Here is a 21,550-nt window from a genome sequence, read left to right as displayed (position 1 = left end):
CTAATTACGTAGACTCCTGCGGGATTAGCGCGAGCCGAAAATCCACTTTGCAACGTGTTCTTCTTTGCAAAGTTAGTTGAGGCCGTGCCCGCGGAAAGCGAAGTAATTAGTCGGAGCATTGCCAATAGACATCAAACATTTCAAAATAACTACTTGGCTTAACGCAGTCATTGCACTGATTTTATACTTTCTTAACTTATAAAAAACATTAATTTAATTTTTCTGTATCAATTATAATCATGTCCTCACCAACCTTTTTAATAGCACTCCAACGAATCTTTGTTTCCTCTCCTTCTTTTTTTAATCCAAACCATTTATAATTTGGTATAATAAATGATTCAATTTGTCCTGTAGTTTCATTTATTTCTAAATCCGTTTGACCAAGTATTCCTAAACGTGACCCTTCATTTACATTTACAATCTCCTTACCACTTATATCTTTATAGCGCATAAAAATATCTCCTCCAATCAAGCTTTATAACATATATATGCACAAAAAAAACACCTATGTTTCCATAGGCGAACAGCTTATAGAGAATCTACCATTTATACCCAAAAGTGAAAATCGAAAATCACCTTGCTCCAACAGACACGGAACAGAAAAAGACGCTTTGCCAACTAGCTGCTATAGCTACGTATATGCCATTTCTCTGATGCTTGACAAGCAACTTCTTTCCGTTCCATTTCTGTTTTGTATAAAGTGAAACTTCAATCCGTGGGGGTTTTGTTTTATCCCACACGGATTGTTAGTACCACAAGGATATGACCTAAAGGCCTTTGAACCATCGGACATTTACTGGCAGTCGATCCCCAATTACCAAAAGTGTCTCACTTTATTGCTTGAAGTGGTGGTATTACTGCCAAGTTATATGCGGGAAAAAATAATAATACTTTTTTCTAGTGAGTTAATTCTCAGTATCTGGAGCAATTAAGGCTATAGAAGGAGACTGCTGGAATATACTATCCATCACTTGATGGATAGAAGCATGCGAAACTTCATCAATCACCTGAACCATCTCATCTAAGCTACGATGCTGCTGTAATATTAACTCATTTTTACCATTACGGCTCATTCTACTATTCGTACTTTCTAGACTTAATAACAGGCTACCTTTCAGCTGTTCTTTGCTATTTTGTAATTCTTTATCCGTTAAACCGTTTTTACTAAACGTAGCAATAGTTCCTTCAATTATTTCTGTTAATTTGTCTAACTGATCTTTCCCTGTACCAGCATATATAGTTAACAATCCATTATCGATAAAGGAGGAATGATAGGAAAAAACAGAGTATGCTAATCCCTGTTTTTCACGGACATCCTGAAACAGTCGGGAACTCATACTTCCACCTAGAACGTTATTCATAATAATTAAACTATAAATATTTTCATCATCAACTGCCAAGCCATTATATCCCATACAAAGATGCGCCTGTTCTGTATCTTTTTGTCGTATCAGCTTTTCACTTACAAATGCTGGTTTTGTAAGTAAGGATGGTGAATGGTCTGTTTGATAATTACCAAAATAACCTTCTACCGCCTCGAGATAAGATGAATCCACATTACCCGCGATCGAGATTACTACATTTTGAGGAGTATATCTTTCTTTCATATAATTTCTTAATTCATCAGGTGTAAAGGATTTTACATGATCCATCGACCCTAAGATTGGAAAACCTAGAGGATGATTTCCATACGAAGCTCTTGCTAAATAGTCGTGCACGATATCATCTGGAGTATCTTCGTACATTTTTATTTCTTCATACACAACTTTCTTTTCTTTTTCCATTTCTTCTTCATCAAATGTTGAATTAAAAAACATATCTGCAAGAATCTCTAATGCTTTATCCTTATGTGTATCTAATACTTTTGCATAAAAGCAGGTATATTCCTTAGATGTGAAAGCATTTACTTGTCCACCTATTGCATCAAATTCTTCAGCAATATCTTGAGGTGAACGGTTTATTGTACCTTTGAAGAACATATGCTCTAAAAAATGTGAAATACCATTATTCGCTATTGATTCATTTCGTGAACCTGTCAATACCCATATACCTACTGTTACAGATCTTACAGCAGGAATAGGTTCTAATACTACGCGTAAGCCATTTTTACAAGTATGTTTTTCTATCAATGCATTTCCTCCTATGTGTGTAGATAATACATACCAATGCTACCTTTTTGCATCTAAAAGCTTTTCTATTGTACTAATTTTTAAGTCTTTATCTTTTATGGAAGTTATAAGCGAATTTAATCCTCGTTCAGTAGCAGCAGTTGGATGCATTAATACTGTCGCACCTGGATGAATCTTTTCATTTACTCGATTAAGCATAACAGAAACAGAAGGGTTCTTCCAATCAATTGTGTCTACCGTCCAGAGAATGGTGTTCATATGTAATTGATGACTCACTTTCACTACTTGATCATTAAAACTTCCGCTTGGCGGTGCAAACCATTTTGGACTACTACCAATAATTGCCTTAATAATATCATTCGTTTGAACGATCTGATCAACTATGCTTTGATAATTCATTTTTGCCATATCTGGATGATTATACGCATGATTACCAATAACATGTCCTTGTTCATGGATCATTTTAACGAGATCTGCATGTTTTTTAGCCCATTTTCCTTCTATGAAAAATGTAGCCTTTACATTATGATCCTTTAACGTAGATAATATGTCTGGAATATATTCTTCCCCCCACGATACATTTATTAAGAAAGCCACCATTTTTTTCTTCGGATGACCACGATAAACTGGTGATGCTGGAAGGTCATCCAACGAAACTTCTGGAGATACTTGATCATACACCAATAAGGATTCGTCAAAAGTACCAGTTTCTTTCATTTTTTTATAAGATTTGTCAATATTTACTTTCAAACCATTTCTTCCTGGTGTTTTTTTCCAGACGTTATCAATATATGCATCTTCAGGTGATTCATTATACTTCTCAGCTTTCATTTCTATCTCCTTGTATAATGAATCCTCTGTTTTTACTGCTTCCATTATTTCAGATGTTTCTGTAATGGTAACAGGACTCTTTTGTATATCAAAAGTCAAACCGACTAAAATGATAAATACAAAGAAATGGATCATATGACGGAATCGGTGCATAGCTAAGTCCCCCTTTGCTTTCATTTATATGAAAGGAAGGGACAAGGTATGATTAATTTGCCAAACGTACCAGTTGTTTGACAGAATAATAATAGCAAAATAAAAAGAAACTGGTACGCCAGCTTCTTGTTTAAGACTCTTATGATTTTGATTTTTCAGCTGCTTCTTTACGTTCACGTTCTTCTTTTATAACAGCTTTTCTAGAAAGATTAACTCTCCCTTGATGATCAATTTCTTTTACTTTCACCATAATTTCATCACCAATGGAAACAGCATCTTCTACTTTATTTGTTCTTTCCTCTGCCAGTTCGGAAATATGCACTAAGCCATCTTTTCCTTTAAATAATTCAACAAATGCACCAAATTTTTCAATTCGTTTTACCTTACCAAGATACATTTGACCGACTTCAACTTCTCTCACTAAGTCTTCGATGATTTTTTTGGCTTTTTCGTTCATAGTTGCGTCCGTTGATGATATAAACACACTTCCATCTTGTTCGATATCTATTTTAACGCCAGTTTCATCAATGATTTGATTAATCTGCTTTCCGCTTGGTCCTATAACATCACGGATTTTATCGGGATTAATACTCATGGTAAGGATCTTTGGAGCGTATTCAGAGAGTTCATTTTTAGGCTCCCCAATTGTCGCAAGCATGGATTCAAGTATCTGCATCCGTCCTTTTTTCGCCTGGCTTAATGCTTCTTCTAAAATCTCCTGGGATAATCCGTCGATTTTAATATCCATCTGTAAGGCTGTTACCCCCTGTGCTGTCCCAGCTACCTTAAAATCCATATCTCCTAATGCATCTTCCATACCTTGAATATCAGTTAAAATAGTATAGTCTTCTCCAGATTTAACAAGTCCCATCGCTATACCAGCAACTGGTGCTTTAATTGGTACCCCTGCATCCATCATAGCTAGTGTCGAAGCACAAATGCTGGCTTGAGATGTAGATCCATTTGATTCTAAAACTTCGGAAACAAGCCGTATCGTATAAGGAAACTCCTTATCAGAAGGAACCACTTTTTCTAAAGCACGCTCACCTAACGCACCATGACCAATCTCCCTACGTCCTGGTCCTCTAATTGGTCCAGTCTCACCAACGCTGTACTGCGGAAAATTATAGTGGTGCATAAAGCGTTTAGACTCTTCCAAATCAAGTCCATCAAGAATTTGGACATCTCCTAATGCACCAAGCGTACAAACACTTAAAGCTTGTGTTTGGCCACGAGTGAACAGACCAGATCCATGTGTACGAGGTAGAACATTAATACGAGAGGATAATGGACGAATTTCATCAATCTTTCGACCATCAGGACGTATTTTCTCTTTTGTAATAAGTCGACGGACCTCTTCTTTTACTATTTTATCAAGAACCGCTTTTACTTGTTTAATTTGGTCTTTATCTTCTTCATCATAGCCTTCGATGATCGCATCTTTCACAGCACTAATTGCTTCTTCTCTTGCATGTTTTTCTTTCACTTGAATTGCTGCTAACAATTTTTCTTTCGCTTCTGCTTCCACTTTTTCAGCAATCTCATCTTTTATTTCAAATAAGATTACTTCTTGTTTAGCTAAACCAACTGCTTGTACAATCTCTTCTTGGAACGTCACCAATCGTTTTATTTCTTCGTGTCCAAACATGATTGCTTCAAGCATTACTTCTTCAGGTACTTCTTTTGCTCCAGCTTCAACCATGTTGATAGCATCCTTAGTACCAGCAACAGTGAGTTCAATATCGCTTAGTTCTTCCTGTTCAATCGTTGGATTAATAACGAATTTCCCATCCACTCGACCAACATTAACACCAGCGATTGGTTCTGCAAATGGTATATCAGAAACGCTCAATGCTATGGATGAGCCAATCATTGCTGCGATTTCTGATGGACAATCTTGATCCACACTCATGACTGTACTAATTACTTGAACCTCATTACGGAATCCATCCGGAAATAAAGGTCGGATAGGGCGATCAATTAATCGAGAAGAAAGGATTGCTTTTTCGCTTGGCCTTCCTTCACGCTTGATAAATCCTCCAGGTATCTTCCCAACTGCATACAAGCGCTCCTCATAATTTACAGTAAGCGGGAAAAAAGGTAAATCTTTTGGTTCACTTGATGCCGTTGCTACGGATAACACAGCAGTATCGCCATAGTGAATCATACATGCACCATTTGCTTGTTTTGCTAATTCTCCTATTTCGACGGTAAACTTCTTACCGGCAATTTCTGTAGAAAATAGGTGTTTGTCATCTGCCATTAGTTATAGTACTCCTTTCAATAAACATTCTACCACTCATTTTATAGTTTATAAGCATGATTGTAAATTTTATGTAGGTAAAAAAGTGGAACTTCATAAGAACGGCTCATTACCAAATGACATGCTCTTCCAATGTAGAAAAAAAAGCAGGATTTCTCCTGCTTTTTAAATCTATCGGCGTAGGCCAAGATTTTTAATTAATTCACGATAACGAGTAACGTCTTTTTTACGAAGATAGTTAAGTAAATTACGACGTTTACCAACCATTTTCAAAAGACCACGACGTGAATGATGGTCTTTTTTGTGAACACGTAAATGTTCATTTAGTGTTGTAATTTCTTCAGTAAGTACAGCAATTTGTACTTCTGGAGAACCAGTATCACTCTCATGAATTTTGTATTCATTGATAATTTCATTCTTACGTTCTTGTGTAATAGCCATCTGGCTCACCTCCTAATAATCTTTTTAGCCCCATTCCCCTAGCAATCGTCGGAGTTACGTATTGCCAAGCGATGGTTTTACGTTTTTAATCGTACACTTTTTTTCAGGAAAATGCAAGGGGATTGATCAACAATTCTTAGCGAAATAATTGCGAATTTTCACCTCATCCTCTGCGATTTTCTTAATAAGCTGTGCGGCTCCAGCAAATTTTTGTTCTTCTCGAATAAATGCATGAAATTCCACAAGAAGCTCATCACCGTAGAGATCATTGTTATAATCAAATATGTTCACTTCAAGGACAGGCTCTAGCAAATCTGGTGTAAAGGTTGGATTCACTCCAAGGCTCGCCATACCCTCATACCTTTCATTTTTATAGATTATTTTCACCGCATAGACACCGGTTTTCGGCAACAGTGCATCACGATTTGTGTCGATATTCGCTGTTGGGTAACCCAACGCTTTTCCTCTCTGTTCCCCTTTAATAACAATACCATCTACGATTAATGGTCTGCCTAAGAGTTCATTCGCCTTTTCTATCTGACCTTTTTTTAAGCATTCCCGTATTCTTGTTGAGCTAATTTTCTCATTATCTAGTTCTACTTTGCTAATCGTAGTATACGAAAATGCATCAGCCGCATGCTCTTTAATCGTTTCCATATTTCCTTTCCCTTTATGTCCATAGGAAAAATCAAACCCTGCTACAACATGCTTTATATTCAATCCCTTTATAAAATGATCTATAAAACCTTGAGGAGATAAAGAAGCTAATTCTTTATTAAATTTAATAATATAGAGTCTATCTACTCCAAGCCGCTTCAGAATTTCCTTCTTTTCACGTAATGGTGTTATGTATTTAACGTGTTGCGCATCTTTTTTTAATACAACAGAAGGGTGAGGAAAAAAAGTGATAACTGCGCTTTCCATATTTCTATTTTTTGCTTCAGATACAGCTGTTTGGATCACCCGCTGATGTCCACAATGTATTCCGTCAAAAAAACCAATGGCTGTTACGGTTTCTGGTAGCTCGTTAAAAACTAATGCATGTGGATACTCTAATTCAAATGTTCGCATATTGCTTCACCTACACTTTTATTATCTGCTAAAAACACGAATTGGCTTCATCATTTCAGGGTTGTCAGGATGGATCTGATAGACTGCCAACAATTCATCCTGATACATTACTGTAAATGGATTTGTCGTTAATTTATACGTGTACTGCAGTTTTTGACCATGGAGTACTTTCTGTTTTGTATCTCGATCGACACGTAAGCAATCAAGATGTAAAAGTCCTTGTTCGATCGGCTGCAGAAGATCGGCTTCCTTTTTATTTCTGACCGCCTCCTCTATTGTAGCAAATGTCACGGTATTTTTCTTTGAAAAAGCACCGGTTGCCTCTCTAGTTAACTCAGCCATATGTGCAGGGTAACCCAATGCTTTTCCAATATCCACACATAGAGTTCTAATGTACGTTCCTTTCGAGCAGATCACTTTGAAAGAGATTGTATCTTGCTGTTGCTCATCTTCAGAAAGTTGCATGAGCTCATAGATATATACATGTCGTATTGGTCTTTCAACTGTCTCATTAGCGCGTGCATATTCATAAAGCTTCTTACCATTTACCTTAACAGCAGAATACATGGGGGGAACTTGTTCGATTTCCCCTAGAAATGAGGGTAATACTTCTTCTATTTGTTGCACATTTGGACGATATACTACCTCTTTCTCCTCGATGACTCTTCCTGTTGCATCCTCTGTATCTGTTGCTTGTCCGAGCTTTAACTTGGCAATATACGTTTTTTTAGTATCCGTTAAAAAAGGAACAATTTTGGTTGCTTGTCCAATACAAATAGGCAGTACCCCTTCAACATCCGGATCAAGGGTACCTGTATGACCTACTTTTTTGGTATGAAATAATTTACGTATTTTAAAGACGCAATCATGAGATGTCAAGCCTTTTGGCTTCCACAATGGCAGGATTCCATCCATTTAAAAAACCTCCGTTTATTTTCTGTACATGAAGGGAAAAATCTGACCTATTTATAAATAGGTCAGATTTTTGCAATCATCACTTATTCAAATCCCTAAGGATTGTTTCAATACGATTACCATATTCATAAGCCTCATCAAACTCAAACATGAGTTCAGGTGTTTTTCGTAACCGAATACGATGGCCAATTTCTGATCGAATAAAGCCCTTGGCCTTCGCTAAACCTAGTAATGTATCTTGCTTTTGCTTTTCATCCCCAAGAACAGATATAAATATTTTTGCTTGTTGTAAATCTCCAGTAACCTCAACATCCGTTACAGTAACAAAACCTACTCGAGGATCTTTGATTTTTCGAGTAAGAATTTCACCTAATTCCTTTTTCATCTGTTCGGCTACTCTATTTGCACGTAAATCAGCCAATTCAATCACCTCATGTATAACTCCTTGCAGAACAAGAGACTTTAAATTCGTTCTACTTCGGTAATAGTTCGCTCAAGTTCAGTATATGAATCAATTACGTTTATTACTCCTTGAATTATCTGTTCCGCATGCTTCTGCTCATTGGAAATAGTAACAATTCCAAGTTTCGTTCGCTGCCAAAGATCATGATAATCCAATTCAGTAACTGCAACATTATAGTCATTTTTTAATTTTGCAATTAAACGCTTAATGACAGAACGTTTCTGCTTTAACGAATTCCCTTCATACATCATGCACTCAACTTCAGCATAAATGATCATGTACGCTCAATTTCCTCCATTACAAATGCTTCAATAATATCGCCTTCTTTAATATCATTAAAGTTTTTAATCGTTACACCACACTCATAATTCTGTGCCACTTCCTTCACGTCATCTTTAAAGCGTTTTAGGGCAGCTATTTCACCTTCAAATAATACTACTCCATTACGAATTAAGCGTACTCCAGCATCTCTTGTAATCTTACCATCAGTTACATAGCTTCCAGCAATGGTACCAATTTTAGATACCTTGAATGTTTCTCTTACTTCCGCTTGACCAATAACCTTTTCTTCAAACTCAGGATCAAGCATCCCTTTCATTGCTGCCTCTACTTCTTCAATTGCTTTATAAATGACACGATGTAAACGAACATCTACTTTTTCTGACTCAGCAGCTTTTTTCGCATTCGCATCTGGACGAACATTAAAGCCAATTACGATAGCATTAGATGCTGCTGCTAGGATAATATCAGACTCAGTAATGGCACCAACACCGGTATGAATAATTTTAATATTTACTCCCTCTACTTCAATTTTTCGTAACGAAGAGGCAAGTGCTTCCGCAGAACCCTGTACATCTGCTTTAATAATAATGTTTATTTCCTTCATATCTCCTTGTTTGATTTGTTCAAACAAGTCATCTAGACTAACCTTCGTTTGTTCACCACGATTTTCTTGTATTTGCTTTTGCTGACGTGCTTCACCAATTTGACGAGCTTTTTTCTCATCTTTAAATACAAGAAATTGATCACCAGCTTGCGGAACATCATTCAAACCAGTTATTTCTACCGGTGTAGACGGTCCAGCATTGTTAACTCGCTTACCTAGATCGTTAACCATTGCACGTACTCGTCCATGTGTATTACCTACAACAATCGAATCACTAACATGCAATGTACCATTCTGGACTAATAATGTAGCAACAGAACCTCGTCCTTTATCAAGCTGTGCATCAATCACAGTACCAAATGCTGTTGTATGTGGATTTGCCTTTAGTTCTTCTACTTCTGATACGAGAACGATCATTTCGAGTAGTTCGTCAATACCTTCACCCTTTATAGCTGAAAGATTAACAAAGATCGTATCTCCGCCCCAATCTTCAGGAATTAATTCATATTCTGTGAGCTCCTGCATAACCCGATCTGGGTTTGCGCCTTCTTTATCCATCTTATTAACTGCTACTATAATTGGAACTTCTGCAGCTTTTGCATGGTTAATTGCTTCAACAGTCTGTGGCATAACTCCATCATCAGCAGCAACTACTAAGATGGCTACGTCCGTTACTTGAGCACCTCTTGAACGCATACTTGTGAAAGCGGCATGACCAGGAGTATCGAGAAATGTAATTTTCTTGCCATCGTTTTCAACCTGATACGCACCAATATGCTGTGTGATCCCACCTGCTTCCCCGGCAGTCACTTTCGTATGGCGGATAGAATCTAATAACGTCGTTTTCCCATGGTCCACATGCCCCATTATCGTTACAACAGCTGGTCTTTCAATTAAATCCTCTTGCTTATCTTCCTCAATATACTTATCGAAATCCGTATCCTCAAGGATAATTTCCTTTTCAACTTCTACATCGAATTCAGCGCAGATTAATTCAATAGTATCATCATCTAAATCTTGGTTTTTCGTTGCCATTACGCCAAGGAACATTAGCTTTTTAATAATTTCTGACGCTTCTTTATTTAATTTCTCGGCCAATTCACTTACCGTTAGCTTATTATGATAGGTAATGTGTTTAGGTGTCTCCTTTTTAACTGGTTGTGAATTCCCAACGGGCTTATTTCCTTTACCCTTTTTACCTTTTTTACCTTGAAATTTTTGCTGTTTATTTGGTTTGTTATTATTCTGATGGTTCTTTTTGTTTTGTTGTGGAGAATTATGATTGGATTTCCCTTTGTTCTCCTTCTTACCTTTATGTTCCGTTTTATCGCTACGTTGTTCCGCTGACTTGTCGGATTTCATTGAAGCCTGTGATTTATTATCTGACTTAAAATGATTATCTAGTTTCGCTATAACATCTGAAGAAATAGTAGACATATGGTTACTAACCTCTACATTAATCCCTTTCAAAAATGTCACTACATCCTTACTTGATGTATTATTTTGTTTTGCATATTCATATACACGCATTTTACTCATACGTTCACCCCCGAATTTATTACCCGAGTAACGATTTGAACTTCGCAGCAAACCCTGCATCTATAATTGCAATGGCTACTCTTTGGGCTTTGCCAATAGCTTTCGATATCGTATCTCTGTCGTCCACTATGACATATGGAATTTCATAGGTTTTACATTTATCCGTTAATTTTTTTCGTGTTTGCGGACCTATATCGTTCGCTAACAATACTAGTGTTGCCCGATTGGATCGAATTTCTTTAAGTATTGCATCTTCACCAAGTACACACTTACCTGCTCGATGAGCAAGACCTAACAAATTTAAATAATTACTTTTCATGATTCTTACCTGTTATCAGCGCTTTAAGTTCTTCAAATATGCTAGCATCGATGTCAGCATTTAAATGGCGACTAAGGACACTTGATTTTTCTGCCTTTGCAATAACATCCAAATCCTTTGATACATATGCGCCTCTTCCATTTTTTTTACCAGTGGGGTCTACAAACACTTCCCCTTCCTTATTACGCACAACTCGAATTAAATCTTTTTTTGGCATCATTTCATTTGTTACTACACATTTACGTGTAGGTATCTTTCTTTGTTTTGTCATTTAATGATCCCCCTTATTCAAACAAGCTTTCCTCATTGTCGGAATAAGTCTCATCCGCTTCATCCAATAAGCCTTCATCACGTGCTTCGGACTCACTTTTAATATCAATTTTCCATCCAGTGAGCTTAGCAGCAAGTCTCGCATTTTGACCACGCTTGCCAATAGCTAATGATAATTGATAGTCAGGAACAATGACAGTTGTCGCTTTTTCCTCTTCATTCACTAATACTTCAACAACTTTAGATGGGCTTAACGCATTTGAAACATATACTGTTGGATCTTCAGACCATTCTACTACATCAATTTTTTCTCCTTTTAATTCGTTTACAATTGCTTGCACACGCTGGCCTTTTTGTCCAACACATGAACCTACCGGATCAATTTCTGGATCTGGCGCGTAAACAGATATTTTAGAGCGGTCTCCTGCTTCCCTAGCAACGGACTTGATTTCGACAATGCCGTCATAGATTTCTGGAACTTCCATTTCAAATAATCGTTTTAATAACCCTGGATGTGATCTTGAAATATAGATTTGTGGGCCTTTGCTTGTATTTTCAACCTTTGTCACAAAAACCTTGATTCGGTCATGAATATAATATTCCTCCGTTGGCATTTGTTCAGCCTCAGCAAGTTTAGCTTCTATTTTTCCAAGGTTCACATAAACGAAGCGTGCGTCCTTTCGTTGAATAATTCCCGTCATTACATCTTCTTCACGGTCTGAATACTCTGAGAAAATCACACCTCGCTCTGCCTCGCGAACACGTTGTGTTACGACCTGTTTGGCGGCTTGGGCAGCAATCCTTCCGAAGTCTTTTGGTGTTACTTCTACCTCTACGACATCGTCAACCTGATAATTAGGATTAATTTTCTTTGCCTCTTCTAATGATAACTCTTGCTGTGTATCTTCTACTTCATCGACAACCGTTTTTCTAGAGAAAACGCCCATTTTCCCAGTTTCTTCATTTAGTTCCACACGTACGTTTGTAGCTGATTTAAAGTTTTTCTTATATGCAGAAATCAAAGCAGCTTCTAACGCTTCCAATAGAATGTCCTTATCAATACCTTTTTCTTTTGCTAAATAATCAATTGCATCAAACAATTGCGTGCTCACTTTTCTTTTCCCCCTTTAGAACGTTACAGCAAGTCTAGCCTTTGCTATTTTACTATACGGTATTTCTACTGTTAATTTGCGTGTTTTCACCTTATATTCTATCGTTAGCACATCATCTACAAAACGCTTGAGAACTCCTTCATATGACTTCTCGCCATCTACGGGCTCATATAGCTTTACATAAATATTGCTATTTATATGTTTCTCGAAGTCCTCTTTTGATTTTAATGGACGTTCTACTCCTGGAGATGATACTTCCAAAAAGTAAGCTTCCGATATTGGATCGGTTTCATCTAACTTTTCACTCAACTCTTCAGACACTTCTCCACATTCTGAAATATCTACTCCGCCATTTTTATCAATATAAACTCGAAGGAAACGATTTTTTCCTTCTTTCACATACTCAATATCGACAAGCTCTAAGTTCTTTTTCTCTAGAATAGGTAGAACTAGCTCTTCCGTTGTCTTAGTTACTTGAGAACTCAATACATATCCTCCTTTATGCTGTTGTTTACTTACTAGTATGAACAAATCATTCCTATTTCATTTGAGTGAACTGCCTCCATCAATATAAAACCCCTGCCGTAAGGAGTGGCAAGGGAAGTCATTGAGCAAAGTAGAGGTATGAAGAAAGAGTGGGCTGTCACCCACTCTTTAAAAACGTTCGTATCATTACTTACCAAAATAAGTATATCATATGGATAAATACGACGCAAGTTTACGTGCATGTAGGAATAGTATATCCATTACAACCCCCAAATAAACTTAAAATGGAGAAGCTCAGCCAACAGAATTACACTAGAATAGTGATAATTGGTTTTTCTCAGCCATTCCTTCTAAACAGCCGTGATTATCCAAATACTCCAAAACTGTTTTTGAAATTTTGCTACGTTCTCTTAAATCTTCTTTTGACAAAAATTCTCCTTCTTCTCTAGCCTTTACAATATTTATTGCAGCATTAGTACCCAATCCATCCACAGCATTAAATGGAGGAATGAGCGCATCACCATCTACAATAAATTCAGAAGCACTCGATTTATATAAATCCACTTTTTTGAATGAAAAGCCTCTTTCGCACATTTCTAATGACAATTCGAGTACGGTTAGTAAATTCTTTTCTTTAGGCGAAGCATCATTTCCTTTTGCTGTGATCGTCTCAATACGATTACGTATCGCATTAGAGCCTTTGATCATTGTGTCCAATTCAAAGTCATCTGCACGCACCGTGAAGTAAGCGGCATAAAAGAAAATCGGATGATGAACTTTAAAATATGCAATTCGCACTGCCATTAACACATATGCAGCAGCATGTGCTTTAGGGAACATATATTTAATTTTTTTGCATGATTCAATATACCAGTCTGGTACATCATGTTTTTTCATTTCAGCAATCCAATCATCTTGAAGCCCCTTACCTTTACGAACAAATTCCATGATCTTAAACGCTAGCGAAGCATCAAGTCCTTTATGCATTAAATACACCATAATATCATCGCGGCAACCAATTACATCAGGTAACTTACAAATACCATCATTAATCAATTCTTGAGCATTTCCTAGCCATACATCTGTACCGTGAGACAGTCCCGATATAATTACCAATTCTGCAAACGTATTAGGCTTCGTATCTTCTAGCATTTGCCGAACAAACTTTGTTCCAAATTCTGGAACTCCTAATGTGCCCGTCTTACAATTAATTTGTTCTGCGTTAACCCCAAGTGCTTCTGGTCCTGAAAATATAGTCATCACATCAGGATCATCCGTTGGTATTGTTTTCGGATCAATTCCGCTAAGATCTTGAAGCATTCTAATTACTGTCGGATCATCGTGTCCGAGAATATCTAACTTTAATAAATTATCATGGATAGAGTGAAAGTCAAAATGTGTCGTTCGCCATTCACTATTCCGATCATCTGCTGGAAATTGAATTGGAGTGAAATCAAATATTTCTTTATCATCTGGCACAACAATGATACCACCTGGGTGTTGCCCAGTTGTACGCTTCACTCCTGTACATCCTTGCACTAATCGATCTACTTCCGCATTTTTATAAACAAGTTGTTTATCAGATGCAAAACCTTTCACATACCCATAAGCAGTTTTTTCTGCAATCGTACCAATTGTCCCAGCTCGATAAACATTATCTACTCCGAACAGCTCTTTTGTAAAATTGTGAGCACGGGGCTGATAATCACCTGAGAAGTTTAAATCAATATCTGGAACCTTATCTCCTTTAAATCCTAAGAACGTTTCAAATGGTATGTCTTGACCATCCTTCGTTAATGGCTTATCACAATTTGGACATGTTTTATCAGGTAAGTCAAAACCACTACCTACAGAACCATCCGTTATGAATTCATTATAATGGCAAGCTTCACATACATAATGTGGAGGTAAAGGATTGACTTCAGTTATTTCTGTCATTGTAGCCACAAAGGAAGAACCAACAGAACCACGTGATCCAACTAAATAACCATCATCTAACGATTTCTTAACCAGTTTATGAGAAATCAAATAGATAACTGCAAAACCGTGACCAATAATGCTTTCCAATTCCTTTTCCAAACGATTGGTTACAATCTCTGGAACTGGATCACCGTAAATTTTTTTCGCACGCGTGTAACACAAATCTCTCATTTCTTGATCAGCGCCTTCAATCGTTGGTGTGAATAATCCATCCTTTACTGGGGAAATGTCTTCTATCTCCTCAGCAATCATAGCCGAATTAGTAACTACAATTTCCTTCGCTTTCGCTTCTCCTAAAAAGTGAAAAGCTTTCAGCATCTCATTTGTTGTACGGAATGGTGTTTTAGGTAATGTTACTCGATTTAATGGATTTCCTGCTTGTGAAGCAACTAAAATTTGGCGATATACCTGATCATGATCATGAAGATAATGGACATTTCCAGTTGCAACTACTCGCTTTCCGATTCTGTCGCCTAACTTTACTAGTTTCTTTAAAATATCTAAGATCTGTGCTTCGTTTTGCACAAGGTCCTTCTCGATTAAATGGGTGTAATTAGCAGGTGGCTGCACTTCTATATAATCATAAAATTCCGCTACACTTTCCGCCTCTTCTTCGGACTTCTGCATGATTGTTTCAAATACTTCACCTTGATCACATGCTGAACCAATTAATATACCTTCCCGATACTTTTGTAATAAAGATCTAGGAATTCGAGGAACTCGATAGAAATAATCAATGTGTGCATGAGATACTAATTTATATATATTCTTTAAACCCTCTTGAGTCTTCGCAAGTAAAATACAGTGAAAAGGACGTGATCGTTGATATGCATTTCCTTCACCCATGTGATTATTTAATTGATTATGATTCGTAATTTCTTTTTTTAGTAATGCTTGCACTAACTTCCATAACAAATAACCTGTTGCCTCTGCATCATAAATAGCTCGGTGATGTTGAGTAAGCTCAATATCCAGATGTTTACATAACGTATTTAAACGATGATTTTTCAATTGTGGGAATAAAAATCTAGCAAGCTCTAATGTATCAATGACAGCATTATTCGCTTTGTTATAATTTATTTTCTTAAATCCTTGGTTTAAGAATCCCATATCAAAACTAGCATTGTGAGCTACTAATATATCGTTCCCCATCCAGCTATGAAAATCTTTTAATACATCTTCCACCTCAGGTGCATCTTGTACCATCTCATCCGTAATTCCTGTTAAATCTGTAGTTGTCTGAGACAAGGGATGATGTGGATTAGCAAAAGATTCAAATCGATCAACGATCTCACCTTGATGAATTTTCACAGCAGCTAATTCAATGATTGTATCATATACTGCCGAAAGACCCGTTGTTTCCACGTCGAATACAATGTATGTGCCTGTCTCTAAGTCAAGATTCTTTTCATTATAGGCAATTGGCACGCCATCATCTACTAAATTTGCTTCAACACCATATAACACTTTAATTCCATTCTTTTGGCCTGCTGCATACGCATCTGGAAAGCCTTGTACACCTGCATGATCTGTAATAGCAACTGCTTTATGACCCCATTTTGCAGCTTGTCCAATCAAATTTGCTGGCGATACGACTGCATCCATCTGGCTCATTGTTGTATGAGCATGTAATTCCACTCTTTTTTCTTCATCCGGCGCATCATCCATACGAGGTGCTACTTTCACTTCCTGAATATCATTAGCCATCATGGCCAATTCATTCGTATACATGTCCGTTTGTATACTCCCTCTCGCCTTAATCCACATCCCCTTTTTAGCTGCTTCAAATTTCTCTGCATCCTCATCGCCTTTGGAAAACATTTTGATTTGAAGAGAATCGGAATAGTCGGTGGCCTTGATTATCAGCAAGCTTCTACCAGAACGTAGCTTACGTATTTCGGATGAAAATATATAGCCCTGAACGGTTATTCGCCGTTCCTCTTCTTGGATTTCTTCCATTCTTATCGGTTCATCCTGAATTTTATATCCAAGCATAAGTGGCTTATTATCATTTTGTCCGTTGTTCTGATCCCGCTTTTCTTTTTCTTGTACGGTTTTTAGTACTAGCTGTTGATCCTCTAAAGCTTTTTGTTCCTTAAATTTCTGAAAATCAGCTTCCTCCGTCTTTACTTCCATTTGCATTGCATACAACGGTAGCCCAGTTTTTTGGCAATAACTTTTAAAGGTTGTTTCAAGTCGTTTTTTCAGTGCAGTAGCTTCAGCTTCATTCCTAGCTGTTAAAATGATGTTATTATTTTGAATTTGAGGAATTTGATTTTGCACCATTTCTTTATATGCTGGAGACAAATTTGTAAGTGACTGTATAAAGTGCTTCCAATATTTTACTGTCGTATCCGTATCACAAGATTTTTCATTCGTAACAATAGAAATGTCTACCTCTGCAATTTGTTGGAAGCTGTTACGCAGTTTACTTTCAAACACTTGGTATACTTCCCACGGTAGCACTTGTTCTGTATTAATATGAAAATGCCATGTTTTAGACTGTTTATACACTTCCAATTTATCTAAATAGCTATTCTCAAAATATGGGAGATGCTCCTGAGTAATATCCAATTGTTTTAAAAGTACATCCATCTTTTCTTTTTTAGAGATATTCATTTTCATCCTCCTACCCCTCACCCTTACTAGAAAGAATAACCTTCAGGAAGGGATCATTCATCTCATACATTAATTATAGTGAACCATCACTGTATTGACCAATCATTCATTTTTACATAGTGGAAACCCTTGCCAACACTTATTTGACAAGGGTTTTCTTGTTGTCTAGGAAATTATAAAATTAGCCTATGTGGGTAATTATGGGCGTGTTGAGCCGCGTCCAGCTAGGCGACTTCACGAATCGCAATACGATAAGGCGTCATCGGCTCGATTCCTTTATCCTAGCTGACTCGCTCCAGTCGCTACGGGAGCTTGGACTTTTGCTCAAAATTTTTGATTACCACGGTAGCCACTATAGAAATAATTCCTGAATATCATTCCATGTAACAATGATCATAAGAAGCATGAGCAAAGCAAAACCGACGAAATGAAACAATCCTTCCTTTTCTGGAGAGATTGGTTTCCCTCTCACAGCTTCTATTCCTACAAATAACAGTCTCCCTCCATCTAAAGCTGGAAGTGGAACTAGATTGACGATTCCTAAGTTAATACTTAGCATGGCCGTCCACATTAAAAAGTTCATAAATCCAGTTTGAACAATTTGATCTGTTGCATCATATATACCAACAGGTCCTGATAGTGTTTCAATTGGTAATTGTCCAGTAATTAGCATGGCTAAGTTAGTTACTATTAATTTTGTTGTTTCAAATGTTTGCGTAAAACCATATGTTATTGTGCCGAGAACCGATTTCTCGAACCCTTGGTATACTCCGATCTGTCCATATGAACCTTGACCTTCTTGTCCAGGCACCTCTGCTGGAACAATCGTTAATGGAACTTCTTCCCCATTACGAAGTACAACAATATCTAGTTCTTCCCCAGGGTTCTTTCTTACAATGGAAGTAAATTCCTTCCACGTTGAAACCGATTGATCTTCTATCTTGATAACCTCATCATCGCTCTTCATACCTGCTTCTTGAGCAGGGCTATCTGGTTGTATTTGCCCCATTTTTGCCTCTTCAACCGGAACTCCTTGAATAAGTCCAAGTATTAAAAAGATAACAATTGCAAGAACAAAATTCATCATAGGACCAGCAAAAAGCTGCATAGCACGTTGACCTATCGTTTTGGAGGCAAATTGACGATCATACGGAGCGATTTGCGTTTCTCTTTCATCCATTACAAAAAATGCCTTCGGATCGACTTCGAAGCTAAGTTTTTCGTCTTGCTCATCAACCTCATAGCCTTCAATTCGTAATTTGTGATCTAAGTCCGCATGTTCTACTTCAATAATACGAGCATTTGGGTGCTTCGATTTATGATTTACAATAATCTTATTTACTTTTCCTGCATCGTTAAATTCAAGACCAACATGGTGGCCTGGTTTCAATTCGATAATTTCTGGATCCTCTCCAGCAACTCGGACATATCCACCGATTGGAAGGAGCCGTATTGTATATACAGTTTCATTTCTAGTAAAAGCAAATATTTTCGGACCAAAGCCGATCGCGAATTCTCTAGCGAGCATACCTGCGCGTTTTGCAAAAATTAAATGGCCCCATTCATGGATAAACACGAGTAAGCCAAACATGAATATAAAAGCGATAACTGTGTTCAAAGAAAGCACCTTCCTTTAGGGGATAAATTAATAACCTTTTATCTGTGAATTCTTACCTATACTAGTATATTATAGACATCCTACAAATATTTATTGCCTGCATTGTTTAGTTAAAAAAACCAACCAAATGTAATATAGGCATTACAAACAATAAACTATCAAACCGGTCTAATATACCTCCATGTCCTGGTAATACATTTCCTGAATCTTTTACTTCATAGTGACGTTTAAATGCGGACTCGACTAAGTCACCAATTTGACCAAAAATGGATGCCAATAGAGATACACTAATAATTGCTAGAAATGAATCTTCTATTGGATGAATAGCCTGAAAGATCACGCCAACAACAATTGCTAAAAAAACGCCTCCTAGCGCACCCTCAACCGTCTTATTCGGACTGATTTTTGGCCAAAGCTTCCGTTTACCGAATGCTCGTCCAAAAAAATATGCACCTGTATCTGTTGCCCAAATAATAAGAAATACGTAAAGTATCGTTGCTAATGCGTCGGTGCTTTCAGGTCCAACTCGCGCTTCAATTAAATAATAAAATCCCATTCCTACATAAATAGCTGATAAAAGCACTACTCCAGCATGATCAAAAGTAAACTTGTTCTTAACGAGTACCGTATACGATAATAAGAGTAGTACCATTAGCATAATGACTTCTGACTTTGTAAACCAAGCTAAAGGAGTTAAATCTGTATTACTCTCTTGCATCAAAATTAACCACACTAATCCAATTCCTAAGATGGATGGAATGGAATATTTGGAAATTTTACCCATTCTTATCAATTCAACAAAGCCAATTGTGGCCATTGCATAAACCAAAAGTTGAAAAGGCATCCCTCCGATAATGACAAAGGGCACAAATATAATTAGTGCAATAATGGCTGTAATAATTCTTTGTTTCATCGCAATTCCTCACCTTAAATTCCGCCATAGCGTCGTTGACGTTGCTGATACTCTTGAATAGCTTCTTGAAATACTTCTTCCGAAAAATCTGGCCAAAGGACATCGGTAAACCAGAATTCGGTATAGGCTAACTGCCATAAAAGAAAGTTACTTAGTCGTTGTTCGCCACTTGTACGAATTAATAAATCCGGATCACTTAATCCCTGCGTATATAGATATTTAGAGAAGATTTGTTCATCCAATGAATCAATGCTTAGTTTGGAACCATCAATATCTGTCATAATCTGTTTTATCGCTTGCATTATTTCATCTCTACTTCCATAGTTTAAAGCAAAATTAAGCAATAATCCATCATTACCCTTTGTTTTATCAATAGCGTATTGAACAGCTTTTTTCGTATGCGTAGGCAAAGATTCAAAATCTCCAATTGTTTGAATTCGAACATTTTTCTCCATTAACTCTGGTAAATGAATATGTAGGAATTCTTTCGGCAACTTCATCAAATATTCTATTTCAGGCTTAGGTCTTTTCCAATTTTCAGTTGAAAAAGCATAAAGGGTTAGTACTTTTATGTTCGACTTATAAGCAGCTCGCACTACTTTTACTACTGAATTAACCCCTTCCTTATGACCTGCAATTCTTGGTAGGGCACGTTTCTTAGCCCATCTTCCATTTCCATCCATTATTATGGCTACATGATTGGGGATGTTCTCGGTCTCCATCTCCATTTGTTTATCGTTCGATGTCTTTTGTTTATTTTTTATAAAAGGAAGTCTAATTGACATTTTTTGTCCTCCGAATGCTGTTGATTATCCATATCATGATTCTACAACTATCATCTATATGTAAACCGCATTGATTATATGCCAGTCCATTCTGGATAAATCATCATTATATCACCAAATCATTTTATATTATAACGATTTTGGCGTAAGAATACAAAAGCCCCCTTAAACAAGAGGGCTTATACATCTTATTTTACACGGTATTAGACTAAACTTCCATAATTTCTTTTTCTTTATCTTTAGCAAGTTGATCTATTTTTGCAATATGATTATCGGTTACCTTTTGAACTTCATCTTGGGCACCTCGTAATTCATCCTCAGGCAGACTATCGTCTTTTTTCAATTGATCATTGGCTTCACGACGAATATTTCTTACTTGCACACGAGATTCCTCCGCGTATTTTCCAACTACTTTCACTAAATCTTTTCTGCGTTCCTCAGTTAGTGTTGGGATATTAATGCGAATCACATTCCCATCACTAGAAGGTGATAATCCTAAATCGGCTTTTTGAATTGCTTTTTCTACATCGGAGATGGCGGATTTATCATACGGTGTAATAACCAATAAACGCGCCTCAGGTGCCGTTACGGAAGCTAACTGATTTAACGGTGTAGATGTACCATAATAATCAACATATACACTATCTAACAAATTAGGGTTTGCTCTACCTGCTCGAACAGTTGCTAAATTTTTCGAGAATGCTTGAACTGCTTGCTCCATTTTTTCTTTCATTTGTTTCATAATACCTTCAGACAT

Annotated in this window: 19 protein-coding genes; all 19 read right to left on the bottom strand. The window is 37.0% G+C overall.

Features of this window, described 5'->3' with window-relative positions; genetic code table 11:
- Positions 1–208 precede the first annotated feature (208 nt).
- The 19 genes from RVS70_RS06945 to frr all read right to left on the bottom strand — a co-directional run bounded on the left by RVS70_RS06945 (position 209) and on the right by frr (position 21,550).
- Entirely contained in the window at positions 209–451 is a 243-nt protein-coding gene (locus tag RVS70_RS06945) for a YlmC/YmxH family sporulation protein (protein WP_026680942.1), read from the bottom strand.
- A 454-nt stretch (positions 452–905) separates the two neighbouring features.
- Positions 906–2,129 (bottom strand): pitrilysin family protein, encoded by a 1,224-nt coding sequence (locus RVS70_RS06940; RefSeq protein WP_321132772.1) that lies wholly within the window; start codon positions 2,127–2,129, stop codon positions 906–908.
- A 39-nt stretch (positions 2,130–2,168) separates the two neighbouring features.
- Positions 2,169–3,113, bottom strand: a complete 945-nt coding sequence (locus RVS70_RS06935) for a polysaccharide deacetylase family protein (protein WP_026680940.1) — start codon at positions 3,111–3,113, stop codon at positions 2,169–2,171.
- A gap of 139 nt (positions 3,114–3,252) precedes the next feature.
- Positions 3,253–5,376: a polyribonucleotide nucleotidyltransferase gene (gene pnp / locus RVS70_RS06930; protein ID WP_026680939.1), complete on the bottom strand. Its 2,124-nt coding sequence runs from the start codon at positions 5,374–5,376 to the stop codon at positions 3,253–3,255.
- Positions 5,377–5,547: 171 nt separating this feature from the next.
- Positions 5,548–5,817, bottom strand: coding sequence for a 30S ribosomal protein S15 (gene rpsO / locus RVS70_RS06925; protein ID WP_026680938.1), 270 nt, complete (start codon positions 5,815–5,817; stop codon positions 5,548–5,550).
- 126 nt (positions 5,818–5,943) lie between these two features.
- The gene (locus RVS70_RS06920) at positions 5,944–6,888 is read right to left on the bottom strand and encodes a bifunctional riboflavin kinase/FAD synthetase (RefSeq protein ID WP_026680937.1); all 945 of its coding nucleotides are present in this window, start codon (positions 6,886–6,888) and stop codon (positions 5,944–5,946) included.
- A gap of 21 nt (positions 6,889–6,909) precedes the next feature.
- A complete protein-coding gene (truB, locus tag RVS70_RS06915; protein WP_121605214.1) occupies positions 6,910–7,803 on the bottom strand; it encodes a tRNA pseudouridine(55) synthase TruB in 894 nt (297 codons plus the stop codon).
- A 79-nt stretch (positions 7,804–7,882) separates the two neighbouring features.
- Positions 7,883–8,224, bottom strand: a complete 342-nt coding sequence (rbfA, locus tag RVS70_RS06910; protein ID WP_026680935.1) for a 30S ribosome-binding factor RbfA — start codon at positions 8,222–8,224, stop codon at positions 7,883–7,885.
- A gap of 41 nt (positions 8,225–8,265) precedes the next feature.
- Positions 8,266–8,544 carry a DUF503 domain-containing protein gene (locus RVS70_RS06905; RefSeq protein ID WP_026680934.1) on the bottom strand — a complete coding sequence of 93 codons (279 nt, stop codon included), beginning with the start codon at positions 8,542–8,544 and terminating at the stop codon, positions 8,266–8,268.
- On the bottom strand, positions 8,541–10,691 hold the full coding sequence (gene infB / locus RVS70_RS06900) for a translation initiation factor IF-2 (RefSeq protein ID WP_281949084.1): 2,151 nt from the start codon (positions 10,689–10,691) through the stop codon (positions 8,541–8,543). The genes RVS70_RS06905 and infB overlap by 4 nt, the downstream gene beginning before the upstream one ends.
- A 19-nt stretch (positions 10,692–10,710) precedes the next feature.
- A complete protein-coding gene (locus RVS70_RS06895; protein WP_121605216.1) occupies positions 10,711–11,010 on the bottom strand; it encodes a YlxQ family RNA-binding protein in 300 nt (99 codons plus the stop codon).
- The gene (gene rnpM, locus RVS70_RS06890) at positions 11,000–11,281 is read right to left on the bottom strand and encodes an RNase P modulator RnpM (RefSeq protein ID WP_026680931.1); all 282 of its coding nucleotides are present in this window, start codon (positions 11,279–11,281) and stop codon (positions 11,000–11,002) included. Before rnpM ends, RVS70_RS06895 begins: the two co-directional genes overlap by 11 nt.
- A 13-nt stretch (positions 11,282–11,294) precedes the next feature.
- Positions 11,295–12,392, bottom strand: a complete 1,098-nt coding sequence (gene nusA, locus RVS70_RS06885; protein ID WP_026680930.1) for a transcription termination factor NusA — start codon at positions 12,390–12,392, stop codon at positions 11,295–11,297.
- 15 nt (positions 12,393–12,407) lie between these two features.
- Complete coding sequence (gene rimP / locus RVS70_RS06880; protein ID WP_321132771.1) at positions 12,408–12,878, bottom strand: ribosome maturation factor RimP; 471 nt, start codon at positions 12,876–12,878, stop codon at positions 12,408–12,410.
- 312 nt (positions 12,879–13,190) lie between these two features.
- Complete coding sequence (locus RVS70_RS06875; RefSeq protein ID WP_121605217.1) at positions 13,191–17,477, bottom strand: PolC-type DNA polymerase III; 4,287 nt, start codon at positions 17,475–17,477, stop codon at positions 13,191–13,193.
- Positions 17,478–17,829: 352 nt separating this feature from the next.
- Entirely contained in the window at positions 17,830–19,095 is a 1,266-nt protein-coding gene (rseP, locus tag RVS70_RS06870) for an RIP metalloprotease RseP (RefSeq protein WP_026680928.1), read from the bottom strand.
- 106 nt (positions 19,096–19,201) lie between these two features.
- Positions 19,202–20,008 carry a phosphatidate cytidylyltransferase gene (locus RVS70_RS06865; RefSeq protein ID WP_026680927.1) on the bottom strand — a complete coding sequence of 269 codons (807 nt, stop codon included), beginning with the start codon at positions 20,006–20,008 and terminating at the stop codon, positions 19,202–19,204.
- A 14-nt stretch (positions 20,009–20,022) separates the two neighbouring features.
- Positions 20,023–20,793: an isoprenyl transferase gene (locus RVS70_RS06860; protein WP_026680926.1), complete on the bottom strand. Its 771-nt coding sequence runs from the start codon at positions 20,791–20,793 to the stop codon at positions 20,023–20,025.
- Positions 20,794–21,001: 208 nt separating this feature from the next.
- The gene (gene frr / locus RVS70_RS06855; RefSeq protein ID WP_026680925.1) at positions 21,002–21,550 is read right to left on the bottom strand and encodes a ribosome recycling factor; all 549 of its coding nucleotides are present in this window, start codon (positions 21,548–21,550) and stop codon (positions 21,002–21,004) included.

Source organism: Virgibacillus sp. M23, from assembly GCF_034190895.1.
GTDB lineage: Bacteria > Bacillota > Bacilli > Bacillales > Amphibacillaceae > Virgibacillus > Virgibacillus salarius.
This window is presented reverse-complemented; position numbering and strand designations above follow the sequence as displayed.